Genomic DNA, 21,770 nt, shown 5'->3' with positions numbered 1-21,770 from the left:
GGTTCCTTTCAGGCTAGGTCGGTCTTCGCGAAATCGTTGCCCTTGTAGAGCAGAGCCGCCCGGTATCCCTTGGCGCAGGCATACGCGAAGCAGTCCCCAAAATTCAGGTCTGCCTCGTGCCCTACGGCCTTTCCATAGGTTCGGGCCGCTTCCAATGCTCCGCTTCCAAGGGTGTCCGAGATCATTACGCTCTTGGCGCGGGCCTCGGTGAAGAACAGATCAACTGCCGCTTGCGCGGCGTCGATCTGTTCCGCATCGGGTGTCTTGTGCTTGCCCGACCGGGATCGAGCCAATCCGACAATGGCCTCGAACCGAGACAGCGGCGAGAAAAGCGGGCGTTTGTCGCTGGCCGCGAGCCGCTTGACCAGTTCGTCGGAACCCGGTTCGCGGTTCAGGATCGCGATGACAGCGGAGGCGTCGATGAACATCAAGCGTCACCCCACATCGCATCCGCATCCGCTTTCGCGTCATATTCGGCATCGACGGGACCAATCTTGTCGGCAAGAATCCGTGCAGCTTCAAGACGTTCGAGAAGCGGCACTTGATCCTTGGCGGCAGCAATGGCAGCATTCAAGGCAGCTCGCACGGCCTCGGTTTTGTTCTCTGCGCCGGTCAGCTTCATCGCTTCCACAGCCAGCGCGTTCACCGCCTCATCCCTGATGAATAGTCCGGGCATGGTGTATATCCTGTTACGTATATCTGTATATGTCATTATGGATATACAGGCCGGTTTAGTCAACCATGCGAGGAAAAGATGCCCCATCCGAGAGAGATCGAGCTGACGCAATCGACTTGGCTGCGTGATGCAAAAACGGCGCTGATGCAGCGTGATCCGGTCGATGCTCTGAACGACGCGGAGGCGTTGGTGTCCTTTGCCCAGAAGAGGCTTGATGCTTTGTTTTCCGGGCATGGCAAATCCTGATCGTTCGTGACCTCGTGCAGTAGCGCGAGGACACGCCCGCCCAGGACCAGGCTCTACTCGTGCGCCGGCTGCACCGGCCCACTCCCCGAGCTTTCCGCGCCGCCCGTCCCTGCCCCCCAGGTGCGCCGCCCGCCGTCTCGTCCCGAGCCAGCGGATCGACGCGGGGGCATGGTCCGTTCGACGCGCAAATCTCGGCCCTTCGGGTGACGATCTTCCCTCGGTTCCCTCGGCCTTTTGCGAGGCCAGACCTTACCACAAGTCGCCTCGCTATCCTTCGCTGTGGGATGGCGCGTCCAGCTCGTCGCCTGCAAGGCCCTGCCCCGTCCCCTTGGCCGGGGCGGGCTGGAAAGCTCTGGCCTGAGAAGGTTTCGAGATCCCCGCGCGGGCGCGGCGATCACACTTGCGGGGGGTTCGGTCAAGCCGAACGCCGCCCGCATCCTTGGGCCAGGTCGCGCAAGCGCGCCCCGTCCATCTAGGGAACCGCCGGTTCCCCCACGCAAGGCCGTCCGCTTAACGGGGCGAAGGGGTTTCCCCAACCACGGTCTCGGCCGGGGGCCGAGCTGCGTGGCCGGGTGATCCCCCTCCCCTTCGCCCCTACGGACAACCTTGCACGGGTCCCCCTCCTGCCCTCGCCGGGAGGCAGGCTTTCAGGAGAGGGGCGCGCTTCGCGCTTCCTCGCCAGAAACCCCGCCCCGATTTTCGGCAACAGACCGGACAGGGCAACACCACAAGGAGGCCAGACATGGCAGAATTTCGTTTGGGTTCGTCCCCTGCAATACACACTCCCGGTATCATCGCTTGGGCGGTCAATGGTTATGCCTTCGAGGCAGACCGTCCGGTTTTCATCCATATCATCAAGACCGCATGGCCCCATTTGCCAGACGAGGCCATTGTGCAGCTTCTTTCCAAGGCCGTGCCTTACACCGTCGAGGGCGAGACGGTCATTTTCAACGTCGAGATTTGAGGGGCCATCATGCAACACGAGATCGAGACCCTTCACCAGCGCCCCGCCGATTTTCTGCAAGTCAGCCCCGTCACCGTAGCCGGTGACGGGGGGCTTCCTGAAGTCTGCGAGATCGGCCATGAAGACGGCTTTGCGCTGTTCGGCATGACCAAGGGCGGCGACGAGTTCACCGCCTACGAGGCGCTTCAAATCGAGGAAGTCGTGCGCGTTGCGTTACTCGCGCATCGTGCGTTCGGCTACGCCGTGCGCTGGCATGACGCCGAGTGTCTGACCACCCGCCCGGTCGAGGACTTCGCGGATATATCCGAGGACATGGCCGCAGCTCTGCATGATTTTGTCTATGACGAGCTGGACGAGGCGGATCACGCGAACCTTGAGCTGCGTGGCGAAGCCTTCGAGGCTCACCCGCTGAGCGCCGTTCGGGATGCCTTCTGCGACTATTCGGACTACAACGGCGCGGGCACCTGCCGCGATCCGCGCTTGCCGGTCGAGGTGCAGTAATGCCGTGCGTCATCGAGGGATACGAGATCACCGAGCGCACCCGTTTTCGGGTGCGCTATGAAATCAACGCCGGGCGCGACTTCGCCGCGCCCGGCACCTACTGGCTCACCAACATGATGAGTCTGGAGGATTGTCAGCGGGCCTACATCGAGGCCCGAGAACAATCCGGGCTTGGCGCTTCTCAGTTCGGTTCGGGGGAGCTTTTCGATGAAATGGGCCAGCACCTCGCGCATGTCAGCTACAACGGACGGCTCTGGCCCCCGGTGTCGTGGCATCCCGACCTAAAGCCATTGGCGGAAGCCCCTCGCTAACCTGCTCTTTACCGCCCTTTGACACATTGAGACGGCTCCGCGTTCTGCGGGGCCGTTTTTCTGTAGCGGCATGGAGAACCCGGCCCCGTTCCGAAGGAGCCGATACGATGGTCCTCGCAATTTCCTTGTTGGTGCTGTGCATCGTCGCCCTCGGAGCAAAGCGGCGGTAGTTCGTGGCCTCGTGCAGTAACGTTAGGACACGCCCGCCCAAGACCGGGCTGGAAAGCTCTGGCCCGAGAATGTTTCGAGATCCCCGCACGAGCGCGGCGATCATACTGGCGGGGGGTTCGGTCAAGCCGAACGCCGCCCGCATCCTTGGGCCAGGTCGCGCAAGCGCGCCCCGTCCATCTAGGGAACCGCCGGTTCCCCCACGCAAGGCCGTCCGCTTAACGGGGCGAAGGGGTTTCCCCAACCACGGTCTCGGCCGGGGGCCGAGCTGCGTGGCCGGGTGATCCCCCTCCCCTTCGCCCCTACAGACAACCTTGCATGGGTCCCCCTCCTGCCCTCGCCGGGAGGCAGGCTTTCAGGAGAGGGGCGCGCTTCGCGCTTCCTCGCCAGAAACCCCGCCCCGATTTTCGGCAACAGACCGAACAGGGCACCACCACAAGGAGGTCAGATATGGCAACTTACAAAGGGAAAATCGTGACTGCACTCGCCGTTTGGAACGCCGATGCACATGAAGCGCCGAGCGATGCTGGATGCGCGCATTACGGCTGGATTTCGGTTAAGGGCGCTACCCTTGGCCAGCTTGCCGATCTCGAAGCTATTGCTCTGGGTGCGGGTGCATGCTTGGGCCGTGAAGACGAACTCGATTTGTGCTTTCAGCTAGAAGGTTCGGATGAATGGTTTGATGCACATCGCGACTTCAATTCTCCCGATTGGTCGGATGAGTAGCGCGATAGATGTTCAAAAACTTGGCCCGAGGTGTTCCGCCTTGGGTCGATTTAGTTTTTACCCGCGATAGAAGTGATGCCGCATTCGGGCAAATCCTGATCGCGCGTGACCTCGTGCAGTAGCGCGAGGACACGCGCGATCAGGACCGGGCTCTACTCGTGCGCCGGCTGCACCGGCCCACTCCCCGAGCTTTCCGCGCCGCCCGTCCCTGCCCCCCAGGTGCGCCGCCCGCCGTCTCGTCCCGAGCCAGCGGATCGACGCGGGGGCATGGTCCGTTCAACGCGCAAATCTCGGCCCTTCGGGTGACGATCTTCCCTCGGTTCCCTCGGCCTTTTGCGGGGCCAGACCGCCGTGCGTTTTTCCATTCATCTTCCTGAAAATATCCTCGGGGGAGCGCCGATAGGCGCGGGGGCGGACAGCCCCCAGGTCGCGCCCGCGGCCACTTGGTCGACAAGAGAATATCGAGATCCCCGCGCGAGCGCGGCGATCACACTGGCGGGGGGTTCGGTCAAGCCGAACGCCGCCCGCATCCTTGGGCCATGACGCGCAAGCGCGCCCTGTCCGTCTAGGGAACCGCCGGTTCCCCCACGCAAGCACCATGAGCGGCGTCAGGGGGGGTGTCCCCAACCACGGTCTCGGCCGGGGGCCGAGCTGCGTGGTCGGGTGATCCCCCTCCCCCCCTTCCTTGTCATGGAACTTGCGCGGGTCCCCCTCCTGCCCTCGCCGGGAGGCAGGCTTTCAGGAGAGGGCCGCTTGCAGCGGACCTCGCCAGAAACCCCGCCCCAATTTTCGGCACCAAGACCGGAAGGGGCACACCACAAGGAGGCCACAAATGGCTGCTAAATTCGATCTTCACGCCCACGTCACCGACAGCATTATTGCCAGCATCGAGGCAGGCACCCCCGCATGGCGCAAGCCGTGGACCGGCGAAAAGGGTGGCGCACCGTTCCCGCTGCGCAGCAATGGCGAACCCTATTCGGGCATCAACGTGCTGATGTTGTGGCTTGCCGCCGACGCCAAAGGCTACCGCGCCCCCCGCTGGTTCACCTACCGCCAAGCGCAGGAAGCTGGCGGGCAGGTCCGCAAGGGCGAGAAGTCTTCCACCGTGGTCAAGTATGGCACTTTCGAGCGCGAGGACGAGGCGACCGGCGAAGAGCGCCGCCTGCCCTATCTGAAGGCATATCGGGTTTTCAATGCCGAGCAGATCGACGGCTTGCCCGCCGAGTATTACGGAACCCCCGCCGAAGAAGCCCGCGACCTTGGCACCGAAGCCAACCCCGAGCTTGACGCCTTCTTTGCAGCGACCGGCGCGGAAATCCGCACAAGCGAAGATCCCCGGGCGTTCTACAATATCGAGGAGGATTTCATTCACATGCCGCCGATTGCGACCTTCCACGACGCGGCAGGCTACTACGCCACGCTTGCCCACGAAGGGACCCATTGGACCGGCCACAAGTCCCGCCTTGACCGCTTTTCCCGCTTCACCGACCGCAAGGCTTATGCGTTCGAGGAACTAATTGCCGAGATCGGCAATTGCATGGTTTGCGCTCGCCTTGGCCTGACTCCCGACTTTGGACAGTCTGGCGCCTATATCAAGGGCTGGCTGCGCGCGTTGAAGGATGACAAGCGCCTGATTTTCAAGGCCGCGAGCGAAGCCCAGAAGGCCAGCGACCTTTTGGTTAAGGGCGAGAACCGCGAAGAGGAAAGGGCCGCAGCGTGAGCGGCCCCCTCACCCTGCCCCGCCTGTCCTGCCGCAAATGCGGCAGGACTAACCCGCCGGTCTATTTCGCGCCGGTGACGATCGAGGGCGAGGGCTCTTGCATCTGCTACGCTTGCGCCGAGGCGCGGCAATGGCTCGACCCAGACGGCAATTTGCGCCCCGGCATCGAGCTTTGATCTTTTCCAGCCCCCGCCACTTCGGCGGGGGCTTTCTCTTGTCCAGGTTCCAGATTTGACGGGGCCGGGACCACGCTTGCGCGCGGCCCCGGCCCCGCCCGGCGCTTCGCGCCGAGCCTGCTATCGCAGGCAGATCGGATCAGAGGCAGGTGAAAGGCTTCGGTTCGCCCAGCTCCACTTCGACAGCGGCCTCGCCGCGCGATACCGTCACTGTCTGGTGGACGCGGAATCCGTCAACAAGGGTTTCCCAATCCACAGGGTTCGCCGTGGCTTTCCCGAACCGGCCATGAACCAGCGCCGCATTGACACGGTTTCCATCGGGAAAACTGAAGCCCACCTCGGCCGACAAGTCAGGATCGCCGCCCGCTTCGAGCAGCACCGCACTTTCGGTCGTGCCGTAGACGGTGTTGGGATCACAAACCAGCGAGACAACCATGTCGCCATCGGCGGCGCGGTAGAGATCGACGCCGCGCTCGTTCTCATGCTCCCAGGCACCCGCCATCGCGGACGATGCGGACAGGGCAATTGCGCTGAAAATCAGTGTCTTATGAAATTGCATAGGCTGCCTCCATTCGGGAGACAGCCTATCATTTTCAGCAGGTAAACGGAAGATTATTCAATGGTTTCGGCGGTTTCCGCCCACTTGTCCTGCCAAACATCGAAGGAGGCAATGGCTCGCCCCTCCGGGTCTTTCAGCGTGACCTCGCCGCGTGTCTTCGGATCGCGCATGTAGGCCGCGCCGAAATCTCGCAGGGTATCGGAGCTGGTAGAGTAGACTGTTCCTAGGTCGCGCCCCTGATCCTCGGCCGAGATCGAGAACATGGCTGCCTTACTCATAGATCACGTTCTCCCTGCGCCCGTCTTTCCAGCGCGGAAGTTGCTCGCCGGTGTTCCATTCATAGAGCCAGCCGACGACCTCGCGCGTCGTTGCATCGAGGATGCGTTTTATTGCTTTGGCTTCCAGTCTTTTCTGTCTCGGCATGATCTTCACTCCGCTTTTTCTGCATCACGGAGCGCCCCGTTCCCGCGTGTCCTTCAAAATTGAAGGGAGGGTAAGCGCCCGCTTACCCCTGCCGAGCGGCGAGCGTGAGAGGATGGGGGTGAAGCCAAATCGACAGGGTTGGTGCGGCCCGCAGCCGAAGGCGAGGACACGGCCCTGTCTATTTTGCTTCAGGGGGAAGGAAGCCTAAACTCCTTCCCCCTTCTAGGAATAATGGGACGCGGCTTGCCGCGTCTTCTAGCTTTTCTTCAGTCGAAGCTCTTCGATCACTTCATCAAGGCAAGTCCAGAACAAGGGTTCAAACTGGCCTCGGACCATCGCGCTATCCGATTGCAGTCTAAGCGGATCATGCTTTTCTCGCAGATCGTCTAGGACGTTTGCCGAAAGCCTTTTCGTGGTGTGATAGCCTTCGCGCATCGGGAGCCGGTCGGCCTCGGGCTTTTCAACGAATTTCGCCTTCAGCTCGAACCGCGCTGTAGCGCGGCGACCGGCCAAAGTGATTGCGTCGCGAGCTGCGACCCCCTGCCCTTCCAAAGCATCGAGTTTCGCGCCCTGCTCAACCTTCACCGCAGCATCGAGGCGGGTTTCCCGCTTGCCCTCAGCCTTCACTTTCGGCGCGGCTTTCTCTGTCGCTTTTGGCGTCTTTTGCGGCTGGGGCTCGCTGATCGCTTGCTCTGCGCGGGCCGGTGTTGCCGCTTCTGTTTCGGGAGCTGGTGCCGGGCTGATCTCTTCCGGCTCTTGCGCTTCTATCTCGGCGGCGTTGGTTTCGGGTGTCGGTGTCAGTGTCGGTGCAGGCGATGAAGCCCCCGCCGCGAATGCGCTGGTTCCTTCGCGGGGGCTGGTGAAGTTGGTGGAGTAGTTTGGATTATGGCCCTGAATGTTGGGGCGCTTCTTTCGTGCCATTACTCACCCCCGAGAATGTCTTTGAGGATCGCTTTCGCCTCTTCGAGAGCTTCATCGTAGAGCTTCGCGTGGGTCCGCAGCAGAGCGACTTCATTGTTGCGCCGATCTTCGGCCAGGTAGTGCAGGAACCCGTGGCTGGCCGTATCCTTGTGCTGCTTGCGTTCCATGAAGTAATTTTCGATTACGGGGAAGGATTGGACCGCTTGCACTTCCAGCTCTTTCTCGGTCTTGTTCATCCGGGCGGGAACGCTCGACAGAACGACATGGAAGGCCGGAAGGTTTTCGGGGTCTTCGGTTCGTTGACGCAGATCGCGATACCACCCGTAGGTGTCTTGCGTGATTTCCAGGTCATCGTTCGAGAGCATCATCGGGACCACCAGAACGTCACTGAAAGCGGCGAGGTCATCGGCCCAAGCACCGGCAGCGCCAAGGGTGTCAACGAAGACGTAATCAATCGAGCCCTCTTCCCATGCCTCTTCAGTCCGGGCCTCGAACGCTTCCGGCGTAGTGAGCTGTTCAATCGAGAAATTGGGATCGCTGATTTCGAGTTTCTTTGCCCAGCGGAATAGGGCTTGCTGAGGGTCAGCATCCAGAACGAGGCATTTTTTGCCTTGGCTCATCGCTGCGCTTGTTAGGGCGCGGGTCAACATCGTTTTCCCTGCGCCACCTTTCCGTGTCATGACCGTGATGACCTTCATGTTCTCGTTTGGCATTGCTCGCCCTCTCATCGCTTGTTGCTTGTCCGGGGTTGCGTGTCCCGTGTTCCGTGTCCTTTGTTGCTTGTCGCGGGTTTCCGGTCAAGTGTTGAGTGTCCGGTGTCGCGTGTCACCTGTCCTTTGTCCGGTGTCACCTGTCGATTGTCCTTTGTCTGGTGTTGTCTGTCGCCTGTCGCCTGTCGCCTGTCGCCTGTCGCGTGTTGCCTGTCGCGTGTTGCCTGTCGTGTGTTGCCTGTCATGTGTTGCCTGTCGTGTGTTGCCTGTCGTGTGTTGCCTGTCAGGTGTCGCTTGTCGGTTGTTGCTTGTCGCCTGTCCTGTGGTGCGTGTCGGGTGTCGTTTGTTATGTGTTGCGTGTCCGTTGTTGCGTGTTGCGTGTCTCTGGCGGTCGGTGTGGGTCAAAGTCGCGGATCGGGACAACGCTGACGCCATCCAGACCCCGCCAGTCTGCTGGCGTGGGAGGCGTCGCGTCGATTGCCCTGCCGACGACAAGGGGGGGCGGTGGTGCCTGGGAGCGCCAGAGCGAGCCACTGAGGGGTCATCTCTGAATTTCGAGGGGGGTTGCTGCGGAGAGACGCTTGAGGCGTCTCACGGGCGATTTTTGGGGGGACGGGCCGGAGCGGCCCGGATCGAACCGTGGGTTCGATCACGGCACGGGCAAGCCGTGCCTGAAGCGGAATACAGCCGAACTTAACGGCTTCGACACTCGACACAATCCTTGATTGCGTCGAAGCCTATTCGTCTGTATGAAGGTGGCAGGAAATAGGGACTGTATTTTCACACCATGCCGCACCGCCGTTTGACAGACCTTGAGCGATTGAAAATCGTCCGTGAGCGCGAAAAAGGCGTGATGCCGCATGAGCTTGCGGCGCGGTTCGGCGTGACGGTTCGGACGATCCATCACACGATCAAGCGTGAAAAAACGCGGCGGCATGACAGCGGCGTTCGCACCCGGCAAATCAGCGTTACTCTCACCGAGGAAGAGCTTGCGACCTTTGATGCGGTGCTTTCCCGGCAGGGGATCAATCGTCGCTCAGATGGTTTGCGGCAGTTGATCCAGAGCGCGAACGGCATTTTTGTAGCCGATGAGCACATGGCTTCAGAGCTGAACGCTTTCCGCGCGGCGCTCAATCGTGTGGGCAATAACGTCACTCAAATCGCCAAACGGATGAACGAAGCTAACAGAAAGGGCATGCGCCCCAGCTTCGGAGAGGGCAGTTTGGCGCAGATGCGGAGCCTCGCTGGGTTCGTCTTGGACTTCGCAGACCAGGTTCGTTCGCTGACTGAACGCCGCCGCAGCCATTTGACTTTGACAGTGAATGCTGCCCTGAAGGAGTTGGCTGATGGTGAGAAGTAACGCTGTCGCCCAGGTCACGGGCGAGCTTTTTGAGGATGGTTGGAGCAAGGTCAGAGGCTCAATGCAGGGTCTCGGAGCGAAGCGGACCCAGATGGTTCGGGCCGCGCGTGGTGGTCGGTCGGCGGTTTTCAAGGCGATCCGGTCGGGCGGCACCCATACCAAGGGTCAGCTCATAAACCAGCTCGAATACCTGACGACGAAAAGCTCCCACATCGTTGATAGCCGTGGCATTCTTGATGGTAAGGACCGGCTTTCGGCTGACGAGATCAAGAGCGTGGTCGAGCGTTATTCTGAGTCGTGGGAAAGGGGCTTCAATCCGAAGATGGGCAACACGACCCATCTTCTCATGTCCTTTCCTGTTGGCACTCGGGGCACCGATGTTCGGGATATTGCCACTGACGTAGCCCAGCGATTTTTCGCAACCGAAGACCGGAATTTCGACTATCTGATCGCAGTTCACGAGGACCGGGCGCATCCTCACGCCCATGTGGTTCTGAACCGCCGTTCTCAAGAAGGTGAGTTCTTCTATCTCGGTCGGGATCATCACTTCAATTATGACGATTTCCGCACGGCGATGGTCGAAGAAGCTGAAAAGTATGGCGTGAGCTTGGAGGCTACCCGCCGTCTTGATCGGGGCGTCGTGACGTATACGCCGAGGACCAGCGAAATCTACGCCGCAAAGGAGCAGGGCAGGGAGCCGGTTGGGCGCGTTCGGATCGGGCGCGACCTGGACCGGGCGCTGGCCGAGATCGCAAGCAACACGAAGGTTTACCGTTCGCTGGCCGCCGAGGCGTCGGCCGAGAACCGGGAGGATATTTCAAACGCCTTGTTCCGTGCTGGCGAAATTCTGGCGCGGGGTGGGCAACTTGAACAGACAGGAGAAGTTTACATGGCCGACCAACAGTCCTTTGACGACCTGAAGAGCAGTTTTGCCGAGCGCATGGAGCGCGTCGAGGCGATGGTCGCCAGCACCCCCGAAGCACAGCGCCCCCAGGCACAGGCTCGCCTCAACCAAATCTACCGTGGCGTTGAGCATATGCAGCCGCTTGGCACCCGTTCACACACTCTCAGCGAACCGCCCACCGAGGGGGGCATCTACACCGAGGACAACGTGAACAGGGACGCGCTGGATCGGCTGCGCGAGCCTCAGATGCGCGCGCAGATCGAGACCGCCTTGAGGGGCACGGGCATTTCGTCCGAAACCGTGGTTTCCCGGATCGAGACGACCGCGAGCAATGCCGCGCTCGAACGCCAATGGCTGTCCGATGATTTGCAGAAGATTGCACAGACCAACGGGCTCAATCTCGAACGCCGCGAAGACCTTGAGCAAGCATCCGACCGGCTCGACCAAATCCATGTCCAGCTTAGTCAGGCGTTGGAGCGTGGGGAGGTGTTGCGTGGTAATGACCTTATCGACACCGACGAAACCGCCTATGCCGATGCGATGCGCGAACAGTCGGAAGCTACGGATTACCGCGAGTTTGCCGCAGAACAATTGAACGCCGAAGCCGGTGTTCTTCGCGCCGAGACAGAAGGTATCGCGGCGCGGGAGGCTGATGCTGTTGCCGAAGTGGAGCAGGGGGTTCGGGCCGAGTTCGACGGATCGGGCTATGACTACGCCAAGTTTGAGCCGCTGGTCATTGGCCGAGATCGTATTGCACAAGGCGAGAACACGGTCAGCGCCAATGCCGAGTTGGCAACCGCCTTCACCGCATTGGCGAAGGAGCGCAGCGACGGGTCTCTGTCGGTTGAAGATCAGCAGCGGGCCGACGCGATGTTGCGCGATACGGCCAATCGTTACGGCGGGCAGATGCGCGACGGGTTGACCAGAGAAGACACGCGCGAGTTCCAAGCGCACGAACACGAGGACTTCGACGGCTACAGTGCCCAGGTCGAACGGTTCGAGCAGGAGCGTCTGCGCGAGTTCAACGACGCAATTCGGCCTTACGCAGTTGAAGGCGATAGAGAGGGCGGGGTTTCGCATCAGGCCCATATCGAACAGGCCAGCCTTGATCGCATGAGCAGCCGTATCCGTGACGAGCTTATGTCCGCCGACCAATCGGAGGACTTCGATACGCGCTATGATCGAGTTCAAGCCATGTCTGAGCTTGGTCAGATCGAAGACATGGCGCGGGAACGGATCGCAGCCGAGCAGGCCGATTATCTGCGCGATAAGCCTGAAATCCTGACTTCGCCCGACCTGATCTACAGGGACTTGCCCTATCAGCAGGCGATTGTTGATCGCGACCTCTACGACCGTATTGAGGCGGAGGTAATCGCCACAGGAGCCGACGATGTAGCAGACGTGAAAGTTGCTATCGCGGATGACTTCAAAGCCCGGTATCCCGATATGCCCGACCACCTCGCGCGTGGTCTGGGCGAGACCTACGCCACGGCCATCGACATTCGCGACAGTGAGCGAATTCGTGAGTTCGCGGATCAACGCGAGCTGACCAGCACCACGCACAGCCCAGAGATCGAGCGCGTCATCGCGCATGAGCGGGACGACAAGATCAACCCGACCTTCGAGGACGAGGCAAGCGGGCGCGCTTATCGTGAAGAGATCGAGCGGGAGCTGGATGACGACCAGATCGCCGCGCTGAAGGAAGGCGATGCAGATGCTTTGGAGAAGGTCATTGATGACCGGCTGGAACGGCTCTACGCCGCCAAAGCCTACCTTCAGTCCGATGAGGCCACCGCAAACAGCGAGGCCACTCGGGAGGTCATTTCCGAGATCGCAGACGAGGAATATGACGCGCACCGCCTGAAGCACGTCCAGAACCACAGCGAGAAGGGGCAGACACATGGATAAGGGAAAGCTGGCCCTCGGGCTCTTTCTGGTCACGCTGGTTTTCGCCATCATCGGCTATGTGGCGGCGACGGCGTGGCTGACCTACAGCGCCAGTGGTCTTTCGGGCCTGTCATCCGAGATCAACTTTTTCTGGCTCGCACAGAACTACCTCGACATGCGGGTGTATCGGCCTGACGACTTCGAGAAGGTCAACCTCATCATCGGAGGGTTTACCCTCACGGGCCTCCTTCTGAGTGCTGTCCTGTCTGGGACCGCGCTTACCCGCTTCGGCAAAACGCATTGGCAGAAGACTGGGGAAATGGGCAAGAACGGGTTCTTTGGGAAACCTGGCACCGGGTTTATCCTTGGGAAGATGGGAAAACCAAAGTCCCGGCGGAAGCTCATCACGTCGCAGGTTTTCCCTCACGCCCTGATCGTCGCGCCGACCGGCCGAGGGAAGACAACGGGCTTTGTCATCCCGAACCTCTTGACCTTCAAAGGGTCTGCCGTGGTGCTGGACGTGAAAGGGGAGAATTTCGAGAACACCGCTCGCCACCGGGCATCGACCGGCGACAAGGTATATCGCTTCGCGCCGACTGATTGGCATGATCGCCGGAGTCACCGCTACAATCCGCTGTTGAGGATTTTCGAGCTGGATGATCCTGATCGCAAGCAGATGGAGCTTCAGCTACTCGCTTCGCTCTTTCTCCAAGCAGACAGCGACCGAGTTCAGGGCCTCTTGAAAGGCGGTATCGACCTGTTCGTGGCCGCCGGTCTTTTGGCGTTCGAGCGGAAGCGGCCAACCTTGGGCGAGATTTACCGCATCGCGGCGTCGGGCGGGAACAAGCAGAAAGAGTTCATGAAGCGCCGCGACGAGGTGCAGAACCGCGCCGCCAAGCTCATTTTCGAGCGGCTGGCTTCGACCAACAACGACACGCTGACCTCTTATATCTCGCTGTTGATGACTTCGGGCCTCGATCAATGGAGCAACCCGGCAATTGATGCCGCGACCATTGAATCGGATTTCGATTTCCGTGCGATCCGTAAGAAGCCTTTCACAGTCTACCTGGTCGTTGCGCCGAACATGGTGAAGCCGATGGCGCCGCTGATCCGGCTGTTCTTCTCCGACCTGATTTCCTCGCTGCAAGACAAGGAGCCGGGGAAAGACGAACCTTGGCCGGTCATGATTATGCTCGACGAGTTCAACCGCCTCGGAAAGATGCCGATTGTCGTTGAGAGCATCGAGACGCTGCGTTCCTACAAGGGGCACCTTGCTATCGTCACCCAGACCATTCCGGCGCTGGACGAGATTTACGGGGAGAACACCCGGCGCGCTCTGCAAGGGAACGCAGGTGTGAAGCTCTATCTGACCCCATCGGACGAAAAGACCGTGGAAGAGTTGAGCAAGGCCGTGGGTAAAACCACGAAACGGGTTGTGACGCGCTCGCGCTCGATTGGCCGCAACCCGTTCGAGGGGCGCAGCATGTCGGAACGCACCGAGGAAACCTCGCTGTTGCCGGAGGACGAAGCCCGCCGGATGCCGCTCGATGACATTGTGATGGTCGTGGATGCTCAGATGCCGATCCGGGCGAAGCGCATCAAGTATTACGATGACCCCTTTTTCAAGGCGATCCACAAGGCGCAGTCGGGCGAGCTGCCCTTCCCAGAGCGGAGCCTGAAGCCGAGCGAGCCACCAGCACCCGAGGCCGACGCCCCGGCACCGCAAGACCCCACGCCGCCCGCTCCTGCGCCACAGGCAGCAGAAGCAGCCACACCAGCGCCCGAGGAAGCGTCGGCCCCGGCCACCGCTCAGGAAGCGTCCGAGAGCCTTACGGTGAAGCAGGCCAGCGACAAACCGCACCGCGAAAAGCTGAAGACTTCGCGGCGGAAGAAGTCGAAGGCAGTAACGCAGGCCACGCGGGACATGGACGAGCGGCAACGTGAGTTCGATCTTCTCGAACAGCAGCGCCTCAATCTGTCTGACCCGTCGCAAGTGACCGAGGCCGATGTTGAGGCATTAACGAAAGCAGACGCCGAGCTGGCCGAGTTCGAGGCCATCCTTTCCGAAGGACAGGGCGGGGAACGAACCGCAGCAGTCGGCTGATATTAGACTTGCCCGAAAGGAGAAAGGCCCGCTTGCGCGGGCCTTTTTCATTTCTTGAGACGTTCGGAGCGAGCAATCATCCTCTGGATTTTCGCCCCTGTTGAGGCCGCGACCGTTCGAGTTCGCATCCCGGCCAACTCCGCGCCGGTTGCGGTGCCCACCAAAGAGCGATTTTTCGTTTGGGCGCTACCCATTGCGGCGCGGGCAAACTCGTAGCCTCCGCCCATACCGGCGGTCATCGCTGGCATGACAATATTGCCGGAAATTTCCCTGACGACGAATGGCGTGGCGACGATGAAGCCCTTCGCCATGAGAACCATCATGAAGAAAGGGATCAGCGCCCCGATGCTCGATGCGTTGGCGGGATCACCGAGGCGGGCAATCAGAGCTTGGGCAACACCGACGATTGTTGCGAAGATGCCCGCGACGACCACCGGGTAGATCGCGAAAGAGATCATGGCAGAGAGCCACCGGGCGAAGTAATCTTTCGTCACCTCGAACATCGTCAGGAAGATCATGACCGGGGCCATGCCGATCAGCAGCGAGATCATCAGGCGCGAAGCAACCATAAGAAATGCCGCCAGCCCGCCGAGGATCGAGAGAAGAAGGACGCCGAGGGTGTCCAGCAATGCACCGGCCATCCAGTTGAGGTTCGAGCCTGCCGCGTTGAGGTATTCGCCCAGCTCTTCGATAAGCTGGTCAAACTCTTCCGCAAATGTGCCGGAGGGGCCAGGTTCACCACCTCCGACAGATGCGACGAGAGACCCCGCGATGCTGTCGATCCCGCTCAGGATGCCGTCAGCCAGCCGATTAAATTGCGTCCAGTTTTGAGCGAAGAGAGCTATCAGCGTGAGTTTCACCACGAGCCAGAATGCAGTCCTGCCGTCGATAGTCCGAACCTGAAAGATCATGTTCAGAAGGATCATGATGATGACCAGCGTGGCCGACACGGTGAGCAAAGTCCCTACCGTTGCCGCGACCGCGCCGAATTGAGTTTCTGCCGCCGAATCCAGATAGTCCTGAGCGGTCGTGACGAAGAAGGTGACGATGCTCATGTGTCGTCACCAGTTGCCTTGGGCTTCGCAGATGGGCTGTGCCGCCCGACGATGCACGTTCGCGGTCCTGCGATAGTCAGAGGTCCGGTCCAGAATTTCGTGACGGCTGAGGCCCGCATAGTTGGCGAAATAGTAGTCTGAAGCAGCGGCCCAGGACGGGAACCGGGTCGCGCAAGTGCAGTCGCCGCTTTCCACGACCGCGCGGAGGCTCTGCGCCCGATACATTTCTTCCACCAGATTGACCTTGTGCGCGTCCTTCACATTGAAGTTTGTCATCCAGTCCGGTTTCGCGGGACGGTCGGGGCAGATGCGTGGCGTGTTATTCAGCGTTGGCACGAAGTCGGCTGAGGCAATCGAGGGGGTCAGAACCACCAGCGAGAAGAGGATAGCTTTCATCATGCCGCGTCCTCCCGTGGAGCTGCACCTTCATCGAGTTCACGCTTGAAGAAGACCATAAGTTCGCGGCCTCCTAGGTCGCACGGAACAACCGAGACGACTTCCCAGCCAGCAAGGCCCAGATCGCGAAGAGTGGCCTGCATTTTTGCCTCGTCGCGCGTGGACCCGTTCTTGAAGGTCTTCACCTCATTTTCAAACCGCTTCATTGCTCGCTTCCTCCTGTTCTCTGCCGGGTAGGTAAAACTCCGTGATGCCCCGCTCGCCGTTATGGCGACCGGCTTGAATGATGACGTCGATCGAGCTTTCAATATACTGGATCATGTCAGCGTAGGTCATCGGCACGTCCGTTTTCAGCGCCGCGATAGCAAGCCTTTGCACCGCCAATTGCGGCGTCTCGGCATGAAGCGTCGTCATCGAGCCGCCGTGGCCGGTGTTGATCGCTTCAAGGAAGGTCATGGCTTCCCGACCCCGCACCTCACCCAGAACGATGCGATCCGGGCGCATCCGAAGCGTGGAGGTCAACAGCGTGTCGGCCGATTGCATTTCAACGTCGCGGTTGGCGATCAGTGTCACCACATTCGGTTGCGTCGGTAGCAGTTCCGCCGCCTCTTCGATGGTGACGATCCTCTCTTCCTCTCCGACATAGGACAGGAGTTTCCGGGCCGCGACGGTCTTGCCGGTCGAAGTGCCGCCCGAAACGATCATGTTCAGCTTGTTCTCGACGCAGAATTTGATGGCGGCGTAAATATCGCCGCTCTTGACCACCTTGCGCAGCTCTTTGTTCCGCTCTTGCCGCACCCCTTCCAAGCTCCGCTCCGCACCGTAGAGATATTGCAACTCGATGCTGTCCAAAGGCAGGGTTGAGAAGAAGCGAAGAGAAATCGACGTGCCGTCCTGCACCGCTGGCGGCTGGATGACCTGCGCCCGGATAGGACGGTTCCGGTAGATGATGCTAACCGAGACAATCGGCTTTTCCTTCCCGATGCGCGAGTTCGCGCCCCCGGCAATCTGGTTGCCGAGGTCACGAATTTCCGTCTTGGTCAGGGTTACATCGAGAGGGCGCATGAAGTGATCGCCCTGAAATTCGCCCCACACTCGGCCATCCGGGTTGATGCAAATTTCAATCACATCGTCCCGTGCTGCGTCCGGCAGCTTGTCGAGCGATGCTTGAAGATAGCTCGAAGTTGTCATTCAGAAAATCTCCACGTCCCGATCCACCATGACCGTGATGCGCGAACCTTGATCGACATAGATCACCGGGCCGAGCGAGAGGTAATCGCTCATCACGCTATCGGTAGCGTCTTGGAGATCGTCGCCAACGTCTTCAGCCACGTCCGAGGTGGTGTCATCGTCAATTTGCGATGCGGCGACAGTCGGCACCGCGCCGAGCAACGAGATAAGAGCCGCCGAGCCGAACCGTTCACCGAAACGAGTGTCGACAAAGCCCGTCACGCCGGAGCGCCCGAGTTCATCGCCACCAAATGAGCTAATCGTTACGGTCTGGTTGTTCGGCAGGATGATCCTATCCCACGCGACGGTGACGCGCTGTTGGCCCACATCGAGGCCCGAGCGATACCGCCCGATAAGACGGGAGCCGCGCGGGATCAGCACTCGCGACCCGTCATAGGAATGCACATCCTCGGAAATGATAGCCCGCATTTGCCCCGGCAGAGAGCTGTCCAAGGCGGTTTCCGTGACGGCTTGGATCATCGTGCCTTGAACCACAGTGTTGCCGGGGTTCGCGATGACTTCGGCCTGAGTGACTTGCGAAGGGGTTGCGCCATTCATCACGAAGTCAGTCACCGCACCGAGGGTTCGTTGCGCCATTTCGCTGACATCGCCGCCCGATCCGCTGTTCCCGAAGGCCACCATTGGAGAGTTGATGCGCGCGTCTTGGAACGCCGCCGCTTCAGCGCGACGACGCTCCAACTCGGCCAGTTGGGCATCTTCATCCGAGCGCCCCGGCCCCATCGGGTTCTCCTGATCGAGCCGTGCGATTTCCAGCTCGGAGCGAAGGCGTTGTAGCTCACGGTCACGTTCCGCCATGTCCGCCTGATATTGATTTTGGGCTTCCTCGGAGGCTGCTTGCAGAGCCTCCATCCGCGCGGTCAGAGCTTCCATTGCGGCTGTGGCCTCGCTGTTGTCGGGCGCAGGTGCATTCCGTATTTCTTCGAGCTGGGCTTGCAGCGCGGAAAGCTGCTCCTGAAGGGCCTCATTCTCGGAGTTTTCCACTTCGACAATCTGCGGTTCCTGCGGGGCAGGACGCGCGAAGGGCTCAATCTCACCGAACCCATCCCCTTCGGCCTGAAACTCAGCTGGTTGCGCCGTCTGCATCGCTGGCTCTTGATCGTCGGAAGGCAGAGCCAGGTAAGCAATAAGACCGATTGCCGCGATCCCTGCGGCACCAGCGATTGCCACCTTGGGCGAGGGCTTCTCGCGTTTCTTAGCGGTGCCCCCGTTGTCAGCTTCGAGCGCGGCAAGCCGCTTTTCAAGATCCTTGTCTTCGCTCATGAGCCCGTGCCTCCTGCGGTGTTTTCCTCAATGCAAACGATGGTGTCGCCAAGGCGCAGCACCCATCGACGGTTCACCCCAGACACGCGAATAACGCCATCTTCGATCTGTTGGCTGTTCACCGTGCGCTCTCGACCTGACGAATATTGGAAGACAGCAGGGACCGGCGCGTTCGGCGCAAACCGGAAATAGGTGAAGGTGCCATCATCCCAGACCGTGACCGGCGTGATTTCCGTTCTGCCGCTCGCTGCATAATTATAGTTGGGCGCTCGCTGCGCGACGGCGTTCTTCGGGCGGGCACGGGACTGAGGATATTGGAATTGCACAACGTAGTAGGTTGGCGACGACGACTCCGTGACGTTGAAGTAGTAGCTGCGCTGGTTGGTGTAGACGGTGATGTTTGTGCTGACGCCGCGCGCCAAAGGTTTCACAGCGAAGGCGCGGCCCCCAGGAACGCCGTCGAGCTGAAAGCCCTCGGTGTCCCCTGCGATGATCGAGCGGATGGTTTCGCCCTGTCCAAATTCGACAGAAGTAACATGCGTCAGGCTCACGCGAAGGCGATAGACCTGCCCATCGGTATAGGTTGCTATGCGGACGCGGCTATCGTGGCTGCCCGCCCGCGGGTTGCTTTCCGCAAAGGCTGGTGCGGTTGCCAGTGCGAGCGCGACAGACAGGAGGCTGGTTTTGAGAAATTTCATGTTAGTTCTCCAATCTGTCCGAGCGGATCGCGTATTCGGTGACGGTGAAGCCGAAGGGGTTCGTCCAGACCTCATCAATCTGGCGGCGCTCTTCGGGCCGGAAGTCATACATCATCGTCACGGTGAAAAGGCCGGTTTGCGTCCCCTGCTGGGACGCAAGACGCTTACGAAGGCGGACGGTCGCACGGTTATTGCCGATCCGGTTGATGCTGAGAATTTCCACATCGAGCCGCGCATCCGCGCCGTAGACGGTCGGCGGATAGTTCGAGTTCGCGCTGTTCCAGAGGGACCGCAGACTTGCTTCAGCATTGCCGTCTGACATGGCAAGGATGCCACGCACCCGCACATCGTTGTCGAGCTGATTGTAAGTCTCGCGCTGAGTGACATAGCGGAAAACTTCGGCCTCGATTACTGCCTGATTTTCCGTCACCCGCACCGCTTCAACCGCTGCATTCGGCAAGGCCATGCCGGTGTTGGGGTCATAAGGGACAACAACGGGCGGCGGGTCCACGTCGAGGATCGCGACAGTCGCGGCCCCGAGGCACCCGAGAACACCGAAACCCAACCCGACAAAGGCCAGCTTCTGCCAAAGCTGTTCCCGACGCCGCGCGCCGAAAATCAGCTCTTCCTCAATGATTTCTTGATCCTTAGCCACTTGTCTGCCTCGCTTATTCTGCCGAAAGATCGGGCATGGTGAAGTCCATGAAGCGATCTTCTTCTGCCCGGTCTGCCGCCTCGATGACGCCAGCTTGCCCTTCACCAACGGCACCAACGGCCATGAGCTGGGTAAGAGCGACCAGAGCGATTGCGTTTTCTGCGGTGACGCGGGTGTTCAGGTCGATGCTGTCTTTCAGCGTTTCCATGTCACCGATCATTCCGACAAGGCGATCAACCCGCTCAAGGGACTCGCCCGCCTCGTTGTAGCTGTTTTGACCTGCGGCCGAGACCATCGCTCCGGTGGTGGCTGCCGTTGCAACACGCTCCGCTCCACCGTTGCCGCTGCGAGCCATTTCGGAGAGGGTGTCTTCATCGAAGCCAGCTTCGGCCAGGACGCGTTCCATCTGAGTGCGGATTTCACCTGATCCCGATCCAGTCAGTCCCGACCAATCGCCGTTCTGGATCGCGGCAATCGTGTCGGTAATGTCGCCAAACTCTTGATCGAGCACGCCGTTAAGCCACTCTTCCATTTCCGTCTGGATGACTTCGGGAAGGTCCATCAGGCCGGTGAGCGCAGCGTAGGTTTCTTGAAGCTGGGTATATTGATCTTGGAGCGTCTGGAACTGGTTTTGCAGTTGAACGAGCTGATCGTTCTGAAGAATTTCATCTTCGATCATCTGCTGAAGCTGACGAATTTCCTGCGCAATATTCTGGGTGTCTACTGTGGGCACCCCTTGCGCGTAGGCGGCGGGGGCCGTGGTCCCGAGAAGCGACACGGGGGCAGCGGTCAAGCCGAGGCCGAGGAAACAGGCGGTTGCGATTTTGCGGACAAGCGCGTTGATCTTCATCGACAGTTTCATCATTCCAAATCCTCCATATCGAAATTCATGTATTGCTGTTCACGCTGGCGGTCGGCGGCGAGAGCAACGGTGTGGGCGCTGGCCGTGCGGTTCCGCGCAGCCCGAAGACGCGTCAGATTGGCGACTAGCCGTGCAACTTCCGCTCGGGCATAGCTGTTGAGCGCCATAGCCTCTTGAACGTCCTGCGTTTCACCGATCCGCTGGACGATGCTGCGAAGACGGGCAGCCGAGGCTTGAACAGTCGTCATCGAGCTATTGCCGTAGAAAGTCGCGTTGGCCCCGGCGAAGGAGAGGTTCGAGTTCGCCATCAGAGCCGGGTCGATTGTGCCGACCGCATCGCCGCCGCCACCAAGGGCGAGATACTCATTGTATTTCGCGGGGATCACCTGGACGTAATGCTGGGTTTCCTCAAACGGGGGCACCCCGCCGTAGTTCTGCACGTTACCCGGTCCCGCGTTGTATGCGGCAAGACCGTTGATGATGTTGCCGTCGAAAATGGCGAGCATCTGGGCGAGGTAGCGAGCGCCGCCCTTAACCTGCAAATAGGGGCTATCGTAGTAATCTGGGTAGATGCCGAGATCGCCAGCGGTTGCGGGCATAATCTGCGTCAGACCGAAAGCCCCAACCGGAGAGCGAGCGCCAATCGAGAAGCGGCTTTCCTGCCAAATCAGGGCTTGGAGCATGTAGCGCCATTCCCGAACGGAGAAGCCTGCTTGGGACACGCCCGACAAGCCATGTGTCTCGGACGCGACTTGAATAATCAGCTCTTCGACGTTCTGCGCTGCATCCCCGAACATCTGCGCACCTGCCGGGTTGCTGTCTTCGGGATCGAAGACCACATCAGCCGATTGCTCAGGCTCTTCCCCATCTTCGAGGTCGGCCACCATTTCAGGAATGCCCTGCCCGCCGATGCTGGTCTGGGCATCCAGAATCTGTTCCAGAACGGCAAGCTGCTGCCGCTCGATTTCGTCGATCGCCTCTTGCACCGACAGGGTTTCTCGCTGGGTCGCGAGATCGCTTTCCCGGTGGGCATTCGACGCCTCGTTGCGAATAATCAGGGTGCCATCAACAGTGGGCACACCCTGCGCGAGCGCCGAGCTGGCCCACAGCATAGCCGTGAGGGTCAGGGCCGCGCTTTTAGCCATCGCCAAGGCCCTCCGGCCCTCCGAGGGGTGTGAATACGCAAGGGGCCGATTTCGTGGAAATATGAGCGGCAGGCGAGGGCTCAGGCGATGCC

General features: G+C 60.4%; 26 protein-coding genes. 10 read left to right on the top strand and 16 right to left on the bottom strand.

Translation table 11 applies throughout. The features are described 5' to 3' along the window. Nucleotides 1-8: 8 nt before the first annotated feature. Together WDB91_RS19850 and WDB91_RS19845 are read right to left on the bottom strand one after the other, a co-directional pair. On the bottom strand, nt 9-428 hold the full coding sequence (locus tag WDB91_RS19850) for a type II toxin-antitoxin system VapC family toxin (RefSeq protein ID WP_102856258.1): 420 nt from the start codon (nt 426-428) through the stop codon (nt 9-11). Beyond that, nucleotides 428-676 (bottom strand): type II toxin-antitoxin system VapB family antitoxin, encoded by a 249-nt coding sequence (locus WDB91_RS19845; protein ID WP_102856257.1) that lies wholly within the window; start codon nt 674-676, stop codon nt 428-430. Before WDB91_RS19845 ends, WDB91_RS19850 begins: the two co-directional genes overlap by 1 nt. A gap of 78 nt (nt 677-754) precedes the next feature. Between WDB91_RS19845 and WDB91_RS19840 the strand changes: the two genes are divergently transcribed. The 7 genes from WDB91_RS19840 to WDB91_RS19810 all read left to right on the top strand — a co-directional run bounded on the left by WDB91_RS19840 (nt 755) and on the right by WDB91_RS19810 (nt 5,488). Beyond that, nucleotides 755-922: a hypothetical protein gene (locus tag WDB91_RS19840; protein ID WP_158525083.1), complete on the top strand. Its 168-nt coding sequence runs from the start codon at nt 755-757 to the stop codon at nt 920-922. A gap of 742 nt (nt 923-1,664) precedes the next feature. Further along, a complete protein-coding gene (locus tag WDB91_RS19835) occupies nt 1,665-1,886 on the top strand; it encodes a hypothetical protein (protein ID WP_102856256.1) in 222 nt (73 codons plus the stop codon). A 9-nt stretch (nt 1,887-1,895) separates the two neighbouring features. Then, entirely contained in the window at nt 1,896-2,387 is a 492-nt protein-coding gene (locus WDB91_RS19830) for a hypothetical protein (protein WP_224918621.1), read from the top strand. Then, nucleotides 2,387-2,698, top strand: coding sequence for a hypothetical protein (locus WDB91_RS19825; RefSeq protein WP_102856254.1), 312 nt, complete (start codon nt 2,387-2,389; stop codon nt 2,696-2,698). Before WDB91_RS19830 ends, WDB91_RS19825 begins: the two co-directional genes overlap by 1 nt. Nucleotides 2,699-3,316: 618 nt before the next feature. Next, nucleotides 3,317-3,592 carry a hypothetical protein gene (locus WDB91_RS19820; RefSeq protein WP_339115625.1) on the top strand — a complete coding sequence of 92 codons (276 nt, stop codon included), beginning with the start codon at nt 3,317-3,319 and terminating at the stop codon, nt 3,590-3,592. Nucleotides 3,593-4,424: 832 nt separating this feature from the next. Continuing rightward, a complete protein-coding gene (locus tag WDB91_RS19815) occupies nt 4,425-5,312 on the top strand; it encodes a zincin-like metallopeptidase domain-containing protein (RefSeq protein WP_339115624.1) in 888 nt (295 codons plus the stop codon). Continuing rightward, complete coding sequence (locus WDB91_RS19810) at nt 5,309-5,488, top strand: hypothetical protein (protein ID WP_224918617.1); 180 nt, start codon at nt 5,309-5,311, stop codon at nt 5,486-5,488. The genes WDB91_RS19815 and WDB91_RS19810 overlap by 4 nt, the downstream gene beginning before the upstream one ends. A 139-nt stretch (nt 5,489-5,627) precedes the next feature. Here the strand turns inward: WDB91_RS19810 and WDB91_RS19805 are convergent, their stop codons facing one another. From WDB91_RS19805 to WDB91_RS19785, 5 genes are all read right to left on the bottom strand, one after another. Beyond that, complete coding sequence (locus tag WDB91_RS19805) at nt 5,628-6,047, bottom strand: hypothetical protein (protein WP_339115623.1); 420 nt, start codon at nt 6,045-6,047, stop codon at nt 5,628-5,630. 53 nt (nt 6,048-6,100) lie between these two features. After that, the gene (locus WDB91_RS19800) at nt 6,101-6,325 is read right to left on the bottom strand and encodes a hypothetical protein (protein WP_092465299.1); all 225 of its coding nucleotides are present in this window, start codon (nt 6,323-6,325) and stop codon (nt 6,101-6,103) included. Then, entirely contained in the window at nt 6,318-6,470 is a 153-nt protein-coding gene (locus WDB91_RS19795; protein WP_158525082.1) for a hypothetical protein, read from the bottom strand. The genes WDB91_RS19800 and WDB91_RS19795 overlap by 8 nt, the downstream gene beginning before the upstream one ends. A gap of 255 nt (nt 6,471-6,725) precedes the next feature. Beyond that, nucleotides 6,726-7,391: a hypothetical protein gene (locus WDB91_RS19790; RefSeq protein WP_339115622.1), complete on the bottom strand. Its 666-nt coding sequence runs from the start codon at nt 7,389-7,391 to the stop codon at nt 6,726-6,728. Then, on the bottom strand, nt 7,391-8,104 hold the full coding sequence (locus tag WDB91_RS19785) for a ParA family protein (RefSeq protein WP_339115621.1): 714 nt from the start codon (nt 8,102-8,104) through the stop codon (nt 7,391-7,393). The genes WDB91_RS19790 and WDB91_RS19785 overlap by 1 nt, the downstream gene beginning before the upstream one ends. A gap of 799 nt (nt 8,105-8,903) precedes the next feature. Between WDB91_RS19785 and WDB91_RS19780 the strand changes: the two genes are divergently transcribed. From WDB91_RS19780 to WDB91_RS19770, 3 genes are read left to right on the top strand one after another with little or no spacing between them, the layout of a single operon-like run. Then, on the top strand, nt 8,904-9,461 hold the full coding sequence (locus WDB91_RS19780; protein ID WP_339115620.1) for a helix-turn-helix domain-containing protein: 558 nt from the start codon (nt 8,904-8,906) through the stop codon (nt 9,459-9,461). Beyond that, nucleotides 9,448-12,273 carry a relaxase/mobilization nuclease domain-containing protein gene (locus WDB91_RS19775; protein ID WP_339115663.1) on the top strand — a complete coding sequence of 942 codons (2,826 nt, stop codon included), beginning with the start codon at nt 9,448-9,450 and terminating at the stop codon, nt 12,271-12,273. The genes WDB91_RS19780 and WDB91_RS19775 overlap by 14 nt, the downstream gene beginning before the upstream one ends. Beyond that, on the top strand, nt 12,266-14,356 hold the full coding sequence (locus WDB91_RS19770) for a type IV secretory system conjugative DNA transfer family protein (protein ID WP_339115662.1): 2,091 nt from the start codon (nt 12,266-12,268) through the stop codon (nt 14,354-14,356). The genes WDB91_RS19775 and WDB91_RS19770 overlap by 8 nt, the downstream gene beginning before the upstream one ends. A 47-nt stretch (nt 14,357-14,403) precedes the next feature. Here WDB91_RS19770 and WDB91_RS19765 read toward each other — a convergent pair whose 3' ends face one another. From WDB91_RS19765 to WDB91_RS19725, 9 genes are read right to left on the bottom strand one after another with little or no spacing between them, the layout of a single operon-like run. Continuing rightward, a complete protein-coding gene (locus WDB91_RS19765; protein WP_339115661.1) occupies nt 14,404-15,411 on the bottom strand; it encodes a type IV secretion system protein in 1,008 nt (335 codons plus the stop codon). A 6-nt stretch (nt 15,412-15,417) separates the two neighbouring features. After that, nucleotides 15,418-15,810 carry a hypothetical protein gene (locus tag WDB91_RS19760; RefSeq protein WP_339115660.1) on the bottom strand — a complete coding sequence of 131 codons (393 nt, stop codon included), beginning with the start codon at nt 15,808-15,810 and terminating at the stop codon, nt 15,418-15,420. Beyond that, the gene (locus WDB91_RS19755; protein WP_339115659.1) at nt 15,807-16,013 is read right to left on the bottom strand and encodes a hypothetical protein; all 207 of its coding nucleotides are present in this window, start codon (nt 16,011-16,013) and stop codon (nt 15,807-15,809) included. Before WDB91_RS19755 ends, WDB91_RS19760 begins: the two co-directional genes overlap by 4 nt. Continuing rightward, complete coding sequence (locus WDB91_RS19750) at nt 16,000-16,998, bottom strand: ATPase, T2SS/T4P/T4SS family (protein ID WP_339115658.1); 999 nt, start codon at nt 16,996-16,998, stop codon at nt 16,000-16,002. Before WDB91_RS19750 ends, WDB91_RS19755 begins: the two co-directional genes overlap by 14 nt. Then, the gene (locus WDB91_RS19745) at nt 16,999-18,318 is read right to left on the bottom strand and encodes a TrbI/VirB10 family protein (RefSeq protein WP_339115657.1); all 1,320 of its coding nucleotides are present in this window, start codon (nt 18,316-18,318) and stop codon (nt 16,999-17,001) included. After that, entirely contained in the window at nt 18,315-19,016 is a 702-nt protein-coding gene (locus WDB91_RS19740) for a TrbG/VirB9 family P-type conjugative transfer protein (protein ID WP_339115656.1), read from the bottom strand. The genes WDB91_RS19745 and WDB91_RS19740 overlap by 4 nt, the downstream gene beginning before the upstream one ends. Before the next feature lies 1 nt (nt 19,017). Then, a complete protein-coding gene (locus WDB91_RS19735) occupies nt 19,018-19,671 on the bottom strand; it encodes a type IV secretion system protein (RefSeq protein ID WP_339115655.1) in 654 nt (217 codons plus the stop codon). A gap of 13 nt (nt 19,672-19,684) precedes the next feature. Then, nucleotides 19,685-20,536: a type IV secretion system protein gene (locus WDB91_RS19730; RefSeq protein ID WP_339115654.1), complete on the bottom strand. Its 852-nt coding sequence runs from the start codon at nt 20,534-20,536 to the stop codon at nt 19,685-19,687. After that, nucleotides 20,533-21,678 (bottom strand): lytic transglycosylase domain-containing protein, encoded by a 1,146-nt coding sequence (locus WDB91_RS19725; RefSeq protein WP_339115653.1) that lies wholly within the window; start codon nt 21,676-21,678, stop codon nt 20,533-20,535. The genes WDB91_RS19730 and WDB91_RS19725 overlap by 4 nt, the downstream gene beginning before the upstream one ends. Nucleotides 21,679-21,770: the final 92 nt, after the last annotated feature.

Source organism: Thioclava sp. GXIMD2076, from assembly GCF_037949795.1.
Classification (GTDB): Bacteria; Pseudomonadota; Alphaproteobacteria; order Rhodobacterales; family Rhodobacteraceae; genus Thioclava; species Thioclava kandeliae.
This window is presented reverse-complemented; position numbering and strand designations above follow the sequence as displayed.

What these genes read in the sequence shown, in the direction of transcription:
- WDB91_RS19825 (WP_102856254.1), top strand. Translation starts at nt 2,387, where the DNA reads ATGCCGTGCGTCATCGAGGGATACGAGATCACCGAGCGCACCCGTTTT.
- WDB91_RS19745 (WP_339115657.1), bottom strand. Translation starts at nt 18,318, where the DNA reads ATGAGCGAAGACAAGGATCTTGAAAAGCGGCTTGCCGCGCTCGAAGCT.
- WDB91_RS19845 (WP_102856257.1), bottom strand. Translation starts at nt 676, where the DNA reads ATGCCCGGACTATTCATCAGGGATGAGGCGGTGAACGCGCTGGCTGTG.
- WDB91_RS19820 (WP_339115625.1), top strand. Translation starts at nt 3,317, where the DNA reads ATGGCAACTTACAAAGGGAAAATCGTGACTGCACTCGCCGTTTGGAAC.
- WDB91_RS19730 (WP_339115654.1), bottom strand. Translation starts at nt 20,536, where the DNA reads ATGATGAAACTGTCGATGAAGATCAACGCGCTTGTCCGCAAAATCGCA.
- WDB91_RS19850 (WP_102856258.1), bottom strand. Translation starts at nt 428, where the DNA reads ATGTTCATCGACGCCTCCGCTGTCATCGCGATCCTGAACCGCGAACCG.
- WDB91_RS19750 (WP_339115658.1), bottom strand. Translation starts at nt 16,998, where the DNA reads ATGACAACTTCGAGCTATCTTCAAGCATCGCTCGACAAGCTGCCGGAC.
- WDB91_RS19830 (WP_224918621.1), top strand. Translation starts at nt 1,896, where the DNA reads ATGCAACACGAGATCGAGACCCTTCACCAGCGCCCCGCCGATTTTCTG.
- WDB91_RS19725 (WP_339115653.1), bottom strand. Translation starts at nt 21,678, where the DNA reads ATGGCTAAAAGCGCGGCCCTGACCCTCACGGCTATGCTGTGGGCCAGC.
- WDB91_RS19835 (WP_102856256.1), top strand. Translation starts at nt 1,665, where the DNA reads ATGGCAGAATTTCGTTTGGGTTCGTCCCCTGCAATACACACTCCCGGT.
- WDB91_RS19795 (WP_158525082.1), bottom strand. Translation starts at nt 6,470, where the DNA reads ATGCCGAGACAGAAAAGACTGGAAGCCAAAGCAATAAAACGCATCCTC.
- WDB91_RS19840 (WP_158525083.1), top strand. Translation starts at nt 755, where the DNA reads ATGCCCCATCCGAGAGAGATCGAGCTGACGCAATCGACTTGGCTGCGT.
- WDB91_RS19740 (WP_339115656.1), bottom strand. Translation starts at nt 19,016, where the DNA reads ATGAAATTTCTCAAAACCAGCCTCCTGTCTGTCGCGCTCGCACTGGCA.
- WDB91_RS19775 (WP_339115663.1), top strand. Translation starts at nt 9,448, where the DNA reads ATGGTGAGAAGTAACGCTGTCGCCCAGGTCACGGGCGAGCTTTTTGAG.
- WDB91_RS19755 (WP_339115659.1), bottom strand. Translation starts at nt 16,013, where the DNA reads ATGAAGCGGTTTGAAAATGAGGTGAAGACCTTCAAGAACGGGTCCACG.
- WDB91_RS19770 (WP_339115662.1), top strand. Translation starts at nt 12,266, where the DNA reads ATGGATAAGGGAAAGCTGGCCCTCGGGCTCTTTCTGGTCACGCTGGTT.
- WDB91_RS19800 (WP_092465299.1), bottom strand. Translation starts at nt 6,325, where the DNA reads ATGAGTAAGGCAGCCATGTTCTCGATCTCGGCCGAGGATCAGGGGCGC.
- WDB91_RS19790 (WP_339115622.1), bottom strand. Translation starts at nt 7,391, where the DNA reads ATGGCACGAAAGAAGCGCCCCAACATTCAGGGCCATAATCCAAACTAC.
- WDB91_RS19815 (WP_339115624.1), top strand. Translation starts at nt 4,425, where the DNA reads ATGGCTGCTAAATTCGATCTTCACGCCCACGTCACCGACAGCATTATT.
- WDB91_RS19785 (WP_339115621.1), bottom strand. Translation starts at nt 8,104, where the DNA reads ATGCCAAACGAGAACATGAAGGTCATCACGGTCATGACACGGAAAGGT.
- WDB91_RS19805 (WP_339115623.1), bottom strand. Translation starts at nt 6,047, where the DNA reads ATGCAATTTCATAAGACACTGATTTTCAGCGCAATTGCCCTGTCCGCA.
- WDB91_RS19760 (WP_339115660.1), bottom strand. Translation starts at nt 15,810, where the DNA reads ATGATGAAAGCTATCCTCTTCTCGCTGGTGGTTCTGACCCCCTCGATT.
- WDB91_RS19765 (WP_339115661.1), bottom strand. Translation starts at nt 15,411, where the DNA reads ATGAGCATCGTCACCTTCTTCGTCACGACCGCTCAGGACTATCTGGAT.